The sequence below is a fragment of the Henriciella algicola genome (assembly GCF_003576245.1).
Lineage (GTDB): Bacteria > Pseudomonadota > Alphaproteobacteria > Caulobacterales > Hyphomonadaceae > Henriciella > Henriciella algicola.
Genome location: NZ_QWGA01000002.1, coordinates 55,403 through 66,963, shown reverse-complemented (window position 1 = coordinate 66,963; position 11,561 = coordinate 55,403). Strand labels below are relative to the sequence as shown.

The 11,561-nt window shown below is 59.1% G+C and carries 20 protein-coding genes; 19 read left to right on the top strand and 1 reads right to left on the bottom strand.

All coding sequences use genetic code 11. The features are described from left to right. Together tuf and D1222_RS00565 are read left to right on the top strand one after the other, a co-directional pair. A partial coding sequence (gene tuf, locus D1222_RS00570) for an elongation factor Tu (protein ID WP_119452236.1) occupies window positions 1-1,191 on the top strand: 1,191 nt, incomplete at its 5' end. A 204-nt stretch (window positions 1,192-1,395) separates the two neighbouring features. After that, window positions 1,396-3,084, top strand: coding sequence for an alpha/beta hydrolase (locus tag D1222_RS00565; RefSeq protein WP_182481819.1), 1,689 nt, complete (start codon window positions 1,396-1,398; stop codon window positions 3,082-3,084). On the opposite strand, the gene D1222_RS00560 is transcribed toward D1222_RS00565, so the two are convergent. After that, the gene (locus tag D1222_RS00560) at window positions 3,071-3,457 is read right to left on the bottom strand and encodes a cytidine deaminase (RefSeq protein ID WP_119452302.1); all 387 of its coding nucleotides are present in this window, start codon (window positions 3,455-3,457) and stop codon (window positions 3,071-3,073) included. The genes D1222_RS00565 and D1222_RS00560 overlap by 14 nt on opposite strands. A gap of 293 nt (window positions 3,458-3,750) precedes the next feature. On the opposite strand from D1222_RS00560, the gene rpsJ reads away from it, so the two are divergent. Genes rpsJ through rplF form a run of 17 tightly spaced genes read left to right on the top strand, consistent with a single transcriptional unit; the run spans window position 3,751 to window position 11,557 of the window. Next, window positions 3,751-4,071, top strand: a complete 321-nt coding sequence (gene rpsJ, locus D1222_RS00555; RefSeq protein WP_018146788.1) for a 30S ribosomal protein S10 — start codon at window positions 3,751-3,753, stop codon at window positions 4,069-4,071. 1 nt (window position 4,072) lies between these two features. Then, on the top strand, window positions 4,073-4,870 hold the full coding sequence (gene rplC / locus D1222_RS00550; RefSeq protein ID WP_119452301.1) for a 50S ribosomal protein L3: 798 nt from the start codon (window positions 4,073-4,075) through the stop codon (window positions 4,868-4,870). Beyond that, window positions 4,870-5,514: a 50S ribosomal protein L4 gene (gene rplD / locus D1222_RS00545; RefSeq protein WP_119452300.1), complete on the top strand. Its 645-nt coding sequence runs from the start codon at window positions 4,870-4,872 to the stop codon at window positions 5,512-5,514. Before rplC ends, rplD begins: the two co-directional genes overlap by 1 nt. Before the next feature lie 3 nt (window positions 5,515-5,517). Next, the gene (locus tag D1222_RS00540; RefSeq protein WP_119452299.1) at window positions 5,518-5,817 is read left to right on the top strand and encodes a 50S ribosomal protein L23; all 300 of its coding nucleotides are present in this window, start codon (window positions 5,518-5,520) and stop codon (window positions 5,815-5,817) included. Between the two features lie 9 nt (window positions 5,818-5,826). After that, window positions 5,827-6,657: a 50S ribosomal protein L2 gene (gene rplB, locus D1222_RS00535; RefSeq protein ID WP_119452298.1), complete on the top strand. Its 831-nt coding sequence runs from the start codon at window positions 5,827-5,829 to the stop codon at window positions 6,655-6,657. Between the two features lie 14 nt (window positions 6,658-6,671). After that, the gene (gene rpsS, locus D1222_RS00530) at window positions 6,672-6,950 is read left to right on the top strand and encodes a 30S ribosomal protein S19 (RefSeq protein WP_119377960.1); all 279 of its coding nucleotides are present in this window, start codon (window positions 6,672-6,674) and stop codon (window positions 6,948-6,950) included. A 3-nt stretch (window positions 6,951-6,953) separates the two neighbouring features. Next, the gene (gene rplV / locus D1222_RS00525) at window positions 6,954-7,343 is read left to right on the top strand and encodes a 50S ribosomal protein L22 (RefSeq protein ID WP_119452297.1); all 390 of its coding nucleotides are present in this window, start codon (window positions 6,954-6,956) and stop codon (window positions 7,341-7,343) included. Further along, window positions 7,343-8,077, top strand: a complete 735-nt coding sequence (gene rpsC, locus D1222_RS00520; RefSeq protein WP_119452296.1) for a 30S ribosomal protein S3 — start codon at window positions 7,343-7,345, stop codon at window positions 8,075-8,077. Before rplV ends, rpsC begins: the two co-directional genes overlap by 1 nt. A gap of 3 nt (window positions 8,078-8,080) precedes the next feature. Beyond that, window positions 8,081-8,497: a 50S ribosomal protein L16 gene (gene rplP, locus D1222_RS00515; RefSeq protein WP_119452295.1), complete on the top strand. Its 417-nt coding sequence runs from the start codon at window positions 8,081-8,083 to the stop codon at window positions 8,495-8,497. A 2-nt stretch (window positions 8,498-8,499) separates the two neighbouring features. After that, the gene (gene rpmC / locus D1222_RS00510) at window positions 8,500-8,703 is read left to right on the top strand and encodes a 50S ribosomal protein L29 (RefSeq protein WP_119452294.1); all 204 of its coding nucleotides are present in this window, start codon (window positions 8,500-8,502) and stop codon (window positions 8,701-8,703) included. Window positions 8,704-8,713: 10 nt separating this feature from the next. Further along, window positions 8,714-8,959 carry a 30S ribosomal protein S17 gene (gene rpsQ, locus D1222_RS00505; protein ID WP_119377955.1) on the top strand — a complete coding sequence of 82 codons (246 nt, stop codon included), beginning with the start codon at window positions 8,714-8,716 and terminating at the stop codon, window positions 8,957-8,959. Continuing rightward, a complete protein-coding gene (rplN, locus tag D1222_RS00500) occupies window positions 8,956-9,324 on the top strand; it encodes a 50S ribosomal protein L14 (protein ID WP_018146799.1) in 369 nt (122 codons plus the stop codon). The genes rpsQ and rplN overlap by 4 nt, the downstream gene beginning before the upstream one ends. Window positions 9,325-9,326: 2 nt before the next feature. After that, entirely contained in the window at window positions 9,327-9,644 is a 318-nt protein-coding gene (gene rplX / locus D1222_RS00495; protein ID WP_119452293.1) for a 50S ribosomal protein L24, read from the top strand. Continuing rightward, complete coding sequence (gene rplE / locus D1222_RS00490; RefSeq protein ID WP_119452292.1) at window positions 9,637-10,191, top strand: 50S ribosomal protein L5; 555 nt, start codon at window positions 9,637-9,639, stop codon at window positions 10,189-10,191. Before rplX ends, rplE begins: the two co-directional genes overlap by 8 nt. A 19-nt stretch (window positions 10,192-10,210) precedes the next feature. Then, on the top strand, window positions 10,211-10,516 hold the full coding sequence (gene rpsN / locus D1222_RS00485) for a 30S ribosomal protein S14 (RefSeq protein ID WP_119452291.1): 306 nt from the start codon (window positions 10,211-10,213) through the stop codon (window positions 10,514-10,516). Between the two features lie 16 nt (window positions 10,517-10,532). Beyond that, window positions 10,533-10,928 (top strand): 30S ribosomal protein S8, encoded by a 396-nt coding sequence (gene rpsH, locus D1222_RS00480; protein WP_018146803.1) that lies wholly within the window; start codon window positions 10,533-10,535, stop codon window positions 10,926-10,928. A gap of 17 nt (window positions 10,929-10,945) precedes the next feature. After that, complete coding sequence (gene rplF / locus D1222_RS00475) at window positions 10,946-11,557, top strand: 50S ribosomal protein L6 (protein ID WP_119452290.1); 612 nt, start codon at window positions 10,946-10,948, stop codon at window positions 11,555-11,557. Window positions 11,558-11,561: the final 4 nt, after the last annotated feature.

Genomic DNA, 11,561 nt, shown 5'->3' with positions numbered 1-11,561 from the left:
ATGGCCAAAGAGAAGTTTGCGCGGAACAAGCCGCACGTAAACATCGGCACGATCGGCCATGTTGACCATGGCAAGACGACGCTGACGGCAGCGATCACGATGACGCTTGCAGAAGTTTATGGCGGCGCAGCGAAGTCCTATGCGGACATCGACAACGCCCCTGAAGAAAAAGCACGCGGCATCACCATCAACACCGCGCACGTCGAGTATGAGACGGACGAGCGTCACTATGCTCACGTCGACTGCCCGGGCCACGCTGACTATGTGAAGAACATGATCACGGGCGCCGCTCAGATGGACGGCGCGATTCTGGTTGTGAACGCAGCTGACGGCCCGATGCCGCAGACCCGCGAGCACATCCTGCTTGCACGTCAGGTCGGCGTTCCTGCGCTGGTCGTGTTCCTCAACAAGGTTGACCAGGTCGACGACGAAGAGCTCCTCGAGCTCGTCGAGATGGAAGTCCGTGAGCTTCTGTCGTCCTACGACTTCCCGGGCGACGACATTCCGATCGTTTCCGGTTCTGCACTCGCAGCTGTCGAAGGCCGCGACGAGAATATCGGCAAGGAGAAGATCCTTGAGCTGATGAAAGCTGTCGACGAGTACATCCCGACCCCGGACCGTCCACTGGACAAGCCGTTCCTGATGCCGGTCGAGGACGTGTTCTCGATCTCTGGCCGTGGTACGGTTGTGACCGGCCGCGTCGAGACGGGCATCATCAAGGTTGGTGAAGAAGTCGAGATCGTCGGTATCCGCGACACGCAGAAGACGACCGTTACGGGCGTTGAGATGTTCCGCAAGCTGCTCGACCAGGGCCAGGCTGGCGACAATATCGGCGCACTGATCCGCGGTATCGACCGTGAGGGCGTTGAGCGTGGCCAGGTTCTCTGTAAGCCAGGTTCGATCACCCCGCACACGACGTTCGAGGCAGAAGCCTACATCCTGACCAAGGAAGAGGGTGGCCGTCACACGCCATTCTTCACCAACTACCGTCCACAGTTCTACTTCCGTACGACGGATGTGACGGGTGTTGTGAAGCTTCCAGCGGACAAGGAAATGGTCCTGCCGGGCGATAATGTGAAAATGGAAGTCGAGCTCATCGCTCCGATCGCCATGGACCAGGGTCTTCGCTTCGCAATCCGCGAAGGCGGCCGCACCGTCGGTGCAGGCGTCGTCTCAAGCGTTAGCAAGTAAGACCTGATAGGGCCCATGGGCCTGCAGAATTAGAAAGGCCGCTCCTTTGTGGAGCGGCCTTTTTTATTGCCCGATTGTATTGCTTGGAGCCCGATCCGGTCGCACCCGACTTCGATCCTTGGCACGGGAGACAGCCGCTGCTTGCGGGAAGCGCGCTGAACGGTCCATATGTGCACCATCCATTACAGGTGGGACCTGAACGTAATGTCGTTGAAACAACGCTATTTCGAAATGCTCGGCGCGGCATACGAAGTACCATCTTCGACCAGCCAGTTTGATGCATTTCTCAATGCGGCAATGGCGTACTTCTTTGATGGAAACGAGTCGGGCCAGCTTGCGCCCGACGTGCCGCGTTTTGATGGCGTCGACGACGCCCTTGATGCCCATTCCAGTCGCATAGCGACGCTCGTCGGGGTTGCGGCATCACGTGAAGATGCGTCCGTCGACATGTTTCACGCCATCCTTGAAATCTCGATGAAGACGGAGGAGGTCGTTGGCAACCGCGCGGCCGTACACCTGATGGCGCGGGAGTTTCCGTGTCGCCTCGAGGAGCTGCCGCTCGACCGTGCGGCGCTTCTCGATATTCGCCGCTTCATGCAGCCGAAGGCACCGGGCGCGCAGGACAGGATCATCCTTGCGAGTATCGAGGCAGGATTAGAGCTTCGCGCATGTCTTGCTCTCATCCAGCGGCCCGCCGATCATGAGGGCAGGGTGGTTGTGTCGCTCTCCTATATAGACTGGTCGGAAACGCTGATCGGGCGACTGGGAGATGCGTTCGGCCTGACCGCGAGTGAGACCGAAGTCCTGGAAGGCTATCTCGCGAATTTGAAGCCAAAGGATATCGCCGCCCAGCGAGAGCGCGCCTTGGAGACGGTGAAAGTCCAGTCCAAGAGCATCTTGCGAAAGACGGGCTGCGCGCGGATGAGCGATGTTGTTCAGCTCTGTGCGAGTATTGCCTTTCTGTTGCGGCAGTTACCTGATGACGGGGCAGACATGGCAGGTGAGGCCTGGGTCACGCCGCGCCGGGGGCTTTCAATGCTCGATGTCGGGAAGGGGCGGCAGATCGCCTGGTACCGTGTGGGCACAGGCAGCCGGCCACTTTTATTCATTCATGGCTACCTGCAGGGACCGTTCTTTACGTCTGAGTTTGAAGCGAAGCTAGCGGGCGCGGACATCAGTCTCATCGCGCCCTCAAGGCCGGGCTTTGGGTATTCAAGCCCCAGTGTCAGCCGAAAGGAATTCGACCAGACCGTGGTCGATGACACCCTGGCCCTGATTGAATCGCTCGGTCTTGAGACCGTGACTCTATGTATCCACCAAGGGGGGTCGTCACATGGTTTCCGAATCGCCAAGGCGCTTGGTGACCGGGTGAGGGGTATGCTGCTGATCGGCGGGGGCATTCCGATCGATGAGCTGAGAGACCTCTCGCATATGGACCGGCAGACGCGATTCGCGGCGATGGCGTCCCGGCATGCGCCTTCAGTCATGAAGATGGTGATGTCAGTTGGCCTGCCTGTCTACCGGAAGAGGGGGCCGAAAGCGTTTCTGGAGACCCAGTTTGCCAGTGCACCTACGGATCTCGCCACACTTGCCAATCCGCGATTGCTGGAAGTGCAGGCACAGGGCCTCTATCACGCGGTCGAGCAGGGCGGGGAAGCCTGGGTTCGCGACGGTGCCTCCGCTATGGCGGACTGGAGCCTTGATCTTGATTCGGTCTCAGCGCCCCAAGTCTGGCTGAACGCGGGCGATGACCCGGTAATTTCTCCAGAGCAAGTCACGCAACATGTCCAAGGCCGGCCGCAAGTGACGTGCCGGACACTGGATGGACACGGCGCCAACATCCTTCACACAGCGGTTGATGAGATCATTGCCGAGCTTGTCAGGCTGGTTTGAGCAGGAATGCCGCCGGCAGGAGCTCTGCCATGGTCATAACCTTCTCGACACCGTCCGGGCCGGCCATAGTGACTTTGACGTCTGGTCCGGCAAACTCTGATAGTTTCTGCCGGCACCCGCCGCATGGGGCGACGAGCGAATCGGATTCGGCATAGACGAGGACTTCGAGAATCGCTTTGTCGCCGGCAGCGACCATTGACGTGATCGCGCCGCCTTCTGCGCAAATACCTTCGGGAAAGGCTGCGTTCTCGACGTTACAGCCGACATGGATCCCGGAGGCTGACCGGATTGCGGCGCCAACCTTGAAGTTCGAATAGGGTGCATGCGCATTCTCGCGAACCGCCCGGGCTTTGTGGTAAAGGTCATCAGTCACGCGGCAGTGGTCCTTTGCAAACCTGTGGACAAGCCAGAGGTAGAGCTTCGGCGAGGCCTGTCACTATTGCAATATCGCAGCTGACTGAACTGGTCTCATCGCGGCTGCAAAGATTCCGTCATGAACTGTTGACGGTTCACTGCAAATCCCATACACCGCGCCCTTCGAAGGGTCGGCAGTGCCAGTTTCAGGCAAACGCTTCCCACCGAAACGAAACAATTCGAGCCGATTGCGTCCGGGCGCTTCCAAGCGTGCGCCTTGGCGCAACATTCATGTTGACGGGATACCGTACGATGGAAAAACAGAATATCCGGATCCGGCTGAAAGCCTTCGATCACCGCGCCCTCGACATGTCGGCGAAAGAGATCGTGTCCACCGCCAAGCGCACCGGCGCTGATGTGCGTGGCCCGATCCCACTGCCGACACGTATCGAGCGCTTCACGGTGAACCGCTCGCCGCACATCGACAAGAAGTCCCGCGACCAGTTCGAGATCCGCACGCACAAACGTATTCTCGACATTGTCGACCCAACCCCGCAGACCGTCGATGCGCTTATGAAGCTCGACCTCTCGGCTGGCGTTGGCATCGAGATCAAACTTGAGGGAGCGCGCTAAGATGGCACTTCCGGCGTCACGTACCGGGGTCGTTGCCCGTAAGCTGGGTATGACCCGTATCTTCAATGACGAAGGCCGTCACGTCCCTGTGACCGTGCTTTCGCTCGACGGCTGCCAGGTCGTCGGTCACCGCACCGATGCTGACCGTGAAGTCAGCGTCAACCGCGGCAAGAAGAAAGAAAAAGTCACCGTCACCCGTAATGATGGCTACAGTGCTGTCGTGATGGGCGCAGGCGAGGCGAAAGCCAAGCGCACGACGAAAGCCCAGCGCGAAGCATTCGCGAAGGCTGGCGTTGCGCCAAAGCGCAAACTCGTCGAATTCCGCGTGACCTCTAACGAGCTTCCTGAGCTCGGCGCAGAAGTGGTTGCTGATCACTTCGTTGCTGGTCAGCGCGTCGATATCGCAGGCATCACGCTCGGTAAGGGTTTCTCCGGTGCCATGAAACGCTGGAACTTCGGTGGTCTTCGCGCCTCTCACGGTGTGTCCATCTCTCACCGCGCCCACGGTTCGACTGGCCAGTGCCAGGACCCGGGCAAGGTGTTCAAGGGCAAGAAGATGGCCGGTCACTACGGTACCGAGCGCGTGACCATCCAGAATCTCGAAATCATTCGCACGGACGCTGAGCGCGGCCTGATCCTCGTGAAGGGCTCGATCCCGGGTCACGACGGTTCTTACGTCGAAGTTCGCGATGCGGTGAAGAAGGCGCTCCACGAAGATGCGCCTGCTCAAGGTTCTTTCCGTGGCAAGGGCGCGGCAGGTCAGTCTGCTGAAGCTGACAATGCGGAGGCTGGTGAATAATGGAACTCGACGTCAAGAATCTCGACGGCAAGTCAGCTGGCAAGGCAAGTGTCGATGAGGCCATCTTCGGCCTGACCGATATTCGTGCCGACCTGCTGCACCGCACCGTCCGCTGGCAGCTGGCCAAGCGTCAGGCAGGCACGCACAAGACCCAAGAGCGTGGTGAAGTCTCGGTTACGACCAAGAAGTTCATCCGTCAGAAGGGTTCAGGCGGCGCACGTCACGGCTCGCGTAATGCGAACATCTTTGTTGGCGGCGCTGTTGCGCACGGCCCACGCGTTCGCAGCCACGCCCACGATCTTCCAAAGAAGGTCCGCAAGCTGGCGCTCGCACACGCGCTTTCTTCGAAAGTGAAAGACGGCTCTCTCATCGTTCTGGACGAGGCAAAGTTGTCCGAAGCGAAGACGAAAGAGCTTTCGGCAAAGTTCAAGGCGCTCGGCGTCGAGAACGCACTGATCATCGGTGGCTCCGACGTCGACCAGAACTTCGCGAAAGCGGCCCGCAACATCCCGAATATCGACGTTCTGCCGGTTGCCGGCCTCAACGTCTATGACGTGATGCGCCGCCGCCAGCTGGTTGTGACCAAGGATGCGCTCGAAGGTATCGGTGCGCGTTTCGAAACGAAGGCCAAGGAAGGGAAATAAGCCATGGCTGACGTGAAAGCACACCACTACGACGCGCTGCTCGCTCCGCACATCACGGAAAAGGCAACGCTGCTCGCTGAAGAAAACAAGATTGTCTTCCAGGTTCCGCTCACGGCGAACAAGACCGAGATCAAGGACGCTGTCGAAAACCTGTTCAAGGTCGACGTGACCAAGGTCAACGTGATCGTTCAGAAGGGCAAGACCAAGCGTTTCCGCGGAAAGCTCGGTCAGCGTTCTGACACGAAGAAGGCGATCGTCACGCTGAAAGACGGCCAGTCCGTCGACATCACGACGGGACTGTAGGAGAGCGATATGGCACTCAAGACATTCAATCCAACGTCGCCCGGTCAGCGCCAGCTTGTCATCGTAGACAAGTCGGAGCTGTACAAGGGCCGTCCAGTCAAGTCGCTGACCGAAGGTCTGTCGAAGTCCGGTGGTCGTAACAACCGTGGCCGCGTTACCGTTCGCGGTATCGGCGGCGGCGCAAAGCGTCTCTACCGCAAGATCGACTTCAAGCGTCAGCGCTGGGACATCGAAGCGACGGTCGAGCGTCTGGAATACGATCCGAACCGGACCGCATTCATTGCGCTGATCCGCTACACTGATGGTGAGCAGGCTTACATCATCGCGCCGCAGCGTCTGGCTGTCGGTGACAAGGTGATCACCTCGACCACTGCTGACATCAAGCCGGGTAACGTTCTTCCGCTGAAGAATATTCCGGTTGGTACCATTGTTCATAACGTCGAAATGAAGCCGCTCAAGGGCGCTCAGATCGCACGTTCGGCCGGCACCTATGTGCAGATCGTTGGCCGCGACGCAGGTTATGCCCAGGTCAAGCTTTCCTCTGGTGAGCTTCGCATGGTTCCAGATAGCTGCCTCGCAGCAATCGGCGCCGTGTCTAACCCGGACAACATGAACACTGTGCTGTCGAAAGCGGGCCGCGCCCGTCACTTCGGCAAACGTCCTAAGGTCCGCGGTGTTGCCATGAACCCGGTCGACCACCCGCACGGTGGTGGTGAGGGCAAGACGTCCGGTGGCCGTCACCCGGTCACGCCGTGGGGTAAGAAGACCCGCGGTCCGAAAACCCGCAAGACCAAGGCTTCGGATCGTCTGATCATCCGTCGCCGTAACGCGAAACGCTAGGGAGCGAGAGAGATATGCCACGTTCCGTATGGAAAGGCCCGTTTGTCGACGGCTATCTGCTCAAGAAGGCAGAGTCCGCGCAAGCTTCAGAGCGCCGCGAAGTCATCAAGACCTGGTCGCGCCGCTCGACCATCATGCCGCAATTCGTGGGCCTGAACTTCCAGGTTCACAACGGCAACAAGTTCGTTCCCGTTCTCGTCACCGAGGAAATGGTGGGTCACAAGTTCGGCGAGTTCGCGCCGTCCCGCACCTACTATGGCCACGGCGCCGACAAGAAAGCCAAGAGGAAGTAAGCCATGGGTAAGGCAAAGAATCCTCCGAAACAGGCGTCCAACGAGTCGCGCGCTGTTCTGCGCATGTACCGTTCGAGCCCGCAGAAGCTGAACCTTCTGGCTCAGCAGATCCGCGGTCTTCCGGTGCAGAAGGCGATGGACCAGATGCAGTTCTCGCGTAAGCGCGCTGCCAAGGATGTCTACAAGGTCCTGTATTCCGCCATGTCGAACGCCGAGAACAATCACGGTCTCGACATTGATAGCCTCGTCGTCGCTGAAGCGCATGTCGGCAAGAACCTGGTCATGAAGCGCATCCGTGCCCGTGCCCGTGGCCGCGCCGCGCGCATCATGAAACCTTTCTCGCAGCTCACCATCGTGCTGCGCGACACATCAGTTGAAGCGGAGGCCGCGTAATGGGTCAGAAGATCAATCCCGTCGGGTTTCGTCTGGGTGTCAACCGGACCTGGGACAGCCGCTGGTATGCCGACACGGCAGACTATGGCCGTCTGGTTCATGAAGACCTGAAAATCCGCAACACGATCAAGCATGAGCTCAAGCAGGCGGGCATTTCCCGCATTGTTATCGAGCGCCCGCACAAGAAGTGCATCGTCACGATCCACACGGCCCGTCCGGGTCTGGTGATCGGTAAGAAGGGTGCTGACATCGAAGTGCTTCGCAAGAAGCTGTCGAAGATGACCGAGGACGAAGTCCGCGTGAACCTGGTCGAGATTCGCAAGCCGGAAATCGATGCCACGCTCGTCGCCGAGGACATAGCTCGTCAGCTTGAGCGCCGCGGTTCGTTCCGCCGCGCGATGAAGCGTTCGATCCAGAATTCGATGCGTCTTGGCGCGCTGGGTGTGCGCATCATGGTTTCCGGCCGTCTTGGCGGCGCTGAAATCGCGCGTACCGAGCAGTATGCAGAGGGCTCCGTGCCGCTGCACACACTTCGCGCCGACATCGACTATGGCACCGCCGAAGCAGAGACGACCTACGGTATTATCGGTATCAAGGTCTGGATCTACAAAGGCGAGATCATGGAGCACGATCCGATGGCGCAAGACCGCAAGGCCGAAGATTCTGGCCAGGCGCGTGCGCGTTCGACCAATCAGCGCGGTCCGGCTTCGGGTCCGCAAGGCGCAGGAGCGTAAAACATGCTGCAGCCAAAACGTACGAAATACCGCAAGGCGTTCAAAGGCCGTATCAGCGGGACCGCGAAGGGTGGCTATAGCCTCAACTTCGGCTCGTTCGGTCTGAAAGCGCTTGAGCCTGAGCGGGTCACTGCCCGCCAGATCGAGGCAACCCGCCGTGCCGTGACGCGTGAAATGAAGCGTCAGGGTAAAGTGTGGATCCGCGTCTTCCCGGACACGCCTGTTTCGGCAAAGCCGATCGAGGTTCGTATGGGTAAGGGTAAGGGCTCGATCGACCGTTGGGTCGCTCGCGTTGCTCCTGGCCGTATCCTGTTCGAGATCGACGGTGTTCCAGACGAAGTCGCGATCCAGGCTCTGAAGCTCGGCGCCGCAAAGCTGCCGATCAAGACCAAGATCATCAAACGCATTGAAGGGATCTAGTCATGAAAACCGCTGATTTGCGTTCGAAGAGTGCCGACCAGCTGCAAGCTCAGCTTGTTCAGCTGAAGAAGGAACAGTTCAACCTCCGCTTCCAGCAGGCAACCGGCCAGCTGGAGAAGACGGCCCGGGTAAAGGAAGTCCGCCGCGACATCGCGCGTGTGAAGACCCTTCTTGCCCAACAGGCCAAAGCGGAAGCAGAGGCGTAGGAGAAGAGACATGCCAAAGCGCGTAATGGAAGGCGTTGTGGTGTCCACGAAACAGGACAAGACGGCTGTGGTCCGCATCGACCGCACCTTTCTTCACCCTGTTCTGAAAAAGATCGTGCGCCGCTCGAAGAAGTATCACGCCCATGATGAGGGCAACGTCGCTGTCGAGGGCGAGCGCATCACGATCCGTGAATGCCCGCCGCGCTCCAAGCTCAAGACGTGGGAAGTTGTTGCAAGCGAAGGAGCTGACTCATGATTCAGATGCAGTCCAACCTTCGCGTGGCTGACAATTCCGGCGCACGCCGCGTCCAGTGCATCAAGGTGCTGGGTGGTGCAGGCCGCCGCTATGCGTCTGTCGGCGACATCATCGTGGTGTCGATCAAGGAAGCAATTCCGACCGGCCGCGTGAAGAAGGGTGACGTTCGCCGCGCTGTCGTGGTTCGCGTTGCCAAGGACATCAAGCGCCGTGACGGCTCTGTCATCCGTTTCGACACGAACGCCGCTGTGCTTGTGAACAATAATGGCGAACCAATCGGGACCCGTATCTTCGGGCCGGTTCCGCGCGAGCTTCGCGCCAAGAACCACATGAAGATCGTCTCGCTGGCTCCGGAGGTGCTGTAGTCATGGCTGCCAAAGTGAAAAAAGGTGATCGCGTCATCGTCACGGCAGGCCGTAACAAGGGTGCCAAGGGCGAAGTGCTCAAGGTAATCCCGGCCGAAGACCGTGTCGTTGTCCAGGGCGTGAACGTGGTGAAGCGCCACCAGCGCCCATCGCAAATGGATCCGGGTGGCATCAAGACCTTCGAAGCGCCGATCCACATCTCCAACGTGGCGATTGTGGACCCGCGTGACGGCAAGGCTACCCGTGTTGGCTTCAAGACTGACGAGCATGGCCGCAAGACGCGCTATGCCAAGCGTTCAGGGGAATCGATCGATGTCTGAGAATTACGAACCCCGTCTCAAGACCAAGTACCGTGACCAGATTCGCGCCAAGCTTCAGGAGGAGTTCAAATACTCCAACGAGATGATGGTGCCGAAGCTCGACAAGGTCGTGATCAACATGGGTGTTGGCGAAGCTGTCGCTGACTCCAAGAAGATCAAGACCGCACTTGCCGAGCTCGAGAAGATCTCTGGCCAGAAGCCAGTGCCAACCAAGGCTCGTAAGTCGATTGCCGGCTTCAAGCTTCGTGAAGGCATGATCATCGGTGCAAAGGTCACGCTCCGCCGCGACCGTATGTACGAGTTCCTGGACCGTCTGACCAACATGGCCCTTCCGCGTGTGAAGGACTTCCGTGGTCTCAACGGCAAGAGCTTCGATGGCCGTGGCAACTACGCCATGGGTCTCAAGGAACAGATTGTGTTCCCGGAGATCAACTATGACGACATCGAGGACATTCGCGGTATGGACATCATTGTCTGCACCACCGCCAAGACGAACGAAGAAGCCAAGGCGCTGCTCGCGCATTGCGGCTTCCCGTTCCGTAACTAGCGCTTGAGGACGAAACGATATGGCTAAGAAAAGCGCAATCGAGAAGAACGAGAAGCGTCGCAAGATGGTCGCCCAGTACGCGGCACGTCGCGCGAAGCTGAAAGCAATGGCGATGGATGAGGATCTGCCGCTGGAAGACCGCTTCAAGGCTCGCCTGAAGCTGGCTGAACTTCCGCGCAACTCCGCACCGAGCCGCGTTCGCAACCGTTGCCAGGTCACCGGCCGTCCGCGCGGTTATTATCGCAAGATGAAAATGTCCCGTATCGCGCTGCGTGAGCTTGGCTCACTCGGCATGGTCCCGGGCCTGGTCAAGTCAAGCTGGTAGGAAAGGAGGAACCAAGATGAATATTTCCGATCCCCTTGGCGATCTCCTGACCCGCATCCGCAATGCGCAGATGCGTGGCATGACGAAGGTTGTCTCTCCGTCTTCCAAGCTCCGTCTTCGCGTCCTCGACGTGCTGCAGAGCGAGGGTTACATCCGTGGCTACACGGAAGTGGAGAAAGACGGTCATCGCAATGTCGAGATCGAGCTTAAGTATTTCGATGGCGCGCCTGTCATCTCCGAGATCCGCCGGGTCTCGAAGCCTGGTCGCCGCGTCTATTCTTCGGTGAATGATCTGCCGCTGGTCCGTAACGGACTGGGCATCTCCATTCTCTCCACGTCGAAGGGTGTCATCTCTGACGCCGTCGCACGTAACGAGAATGTTGGTGGCGAGATCCTTTGCCGGGTCTTCTAGGACGAGGATGAACTGATATGTCCCGTATTGGAAAACTCCCCATTCCTGTTCCTAACGGCACGACCGTTACGGTGAATGGCAACAAGATCGAAGCCAAGGGCCCGAAGGGTAACCTGGCGTTCACGGTGTCCGAACTGGTCTCCGCTGAGCTGAAAGACGGTGAGCTGTCGATCATGCCGCGCGAAGACTATGTCACGGAAGCCAATGAGCGCATCAAGGCAAACGATGCCAAGGGCCGCAAGAAGATGACCTTTGCTGAGGCGCTGGACCCGAAAGTCCGCACTCAGTGGGGCACGGCGCGCGCAAACGCTGCGAACGTCGTCCACGGCGCTGCCGAGGGCTTCTCGAAGTCGCTTGAGCTCGTCGGCGTTGGTTACCGCGCGCAGATGCAGGGCAATGACCTGAAACTGTCGCTCGGCTATTCGCACGACGTGATCTTCAAGGCACCAGACGGCATCAAGCTGGAAGCACCAAAGCCGACCGAGATCATCGTGTCGGGTGCTGACAAGCAGGCCGTTGGCCAGGCTGCCGCAGAGATCCGCCAGTTCCGCAAGCCAGAGCCATTCAAGGGCAAGGGCGTGCGCTACGCAGGCGAATACGTCCGCCGCAAAGAAGGCAAGAAGAAGTAACGCC

Coding starts and splice junctions, on each gene's coding strand:
- D1222_RS00565 (WP_182481819.1), top strand. CDS start 1,396: ATGTCGTTGAAACAACGCTATTTCGAAATGCTCGGCGCGGCATACGAA.
- rpsJ (WP_018146788.1), top strand. CDS start 3,751: ATGGAAAAACAGAATATCCGGATCCGGCTGAAAGCCTTCGATCACCGC.
- rplC (WP_119452301.1), top strand. CDS start 4,073: ATGGCACTTCCGGCGTCACGTACCGGGGTCGTTGCCCGTAAGCTGGGT.
- rplD (WP_119452300.1), top strand. CDS start 4,870: ATGGAACTCGACGTCAAGAATCTCGACGGCAAGTCAGCTGGCAAGGCA.
- D1222_RS00540 (WP_119452299.1), top strand. CDS start 5,518: ATGGCTGACGTGAAAGCACACCACTACGACGCGCTGCTCGCTCCGCAC.
- rplB (WP_119452298.1), top strand. CDS start 5,827: ATGGCACTCAAGACATTCAATCCAACGTCGCCCGGTCAGCGCCAGCTT.
- rpsS (WP_119377960.1), top strand. CDS start 6,672: ATGCCACGTTCCGTATGGAAAGGCCCGTTTGTCGACGGCTATCTGCTC.
- rplV (WP_119452297.1), top strand. CDS start 6,954: ATGGGTAAGGCAAAGAATCCTCCGAAACAGGCGTCCAACGAGTCGCGC.
- rpsC (WP_119452296.1), top strand. CDS start 7,343: ATGGGTCAGAAGATCAATCCCGTCGGGTTTCGTCTGGGTGTCAACCGG.
- rplP (WP_119452295.1), top strand. CDS start 8,081: ATGCTGCAGCCAAAACGTACGAAATACCGCAAGGCGTTCAAAGGCCGT.
- rpmC (WP_119452294.1), top strand. CDS start 8,500: ATGAAAACCGCTGATTTGCGTTCGAAGAGTGCCGACCAGCTGCAAGCT.
- rpsQ (WP_119377955.1), top strand. CDS start 8,714: ATGCCAAAGCGCGTAATGGAAGGCGTTGTGGTGTCCACGAAACAGGAC.
- rplN (WP_018146799.1), top strand. CDS start 8,956: ATGATTCAGATGCAGTCCAACCTTCGCGTGGCTGACAATTCCGGCGCA.
- rplX (WP_119452293.1), top strand. CDS start 9,327: ATGGCTGCCAAAGTGAAAAAAGGTGATCGCGTCATCGTCACGGCAGGC.
- rplE (WP_119452292.1), top strand. CDS start 9,637: ATGTCTGAGAATTACGAACCCCGTCTCAAGACCAAGTACCGTGACCAG.
- rpsN (WP_119452291.1), top strand. CDS start 10,211: ATGGCTAAGAAAAGCGCAATCGAGAAGAACGAGAAGCGTCGCAAGATG.
- rpsH (WP_018146803.1), top strand. CDS start 10,533: ATGAATATTTCCGATCCCCTTGGCGATCTCCTGACCCGCATCCGCAAT.
- rplF (WP_119452290.1), top strand. CDS start 10,946: ATGTCCCGTATTGGAAAACTCCCCATTCCTGTTCCTAACGGCACGACC.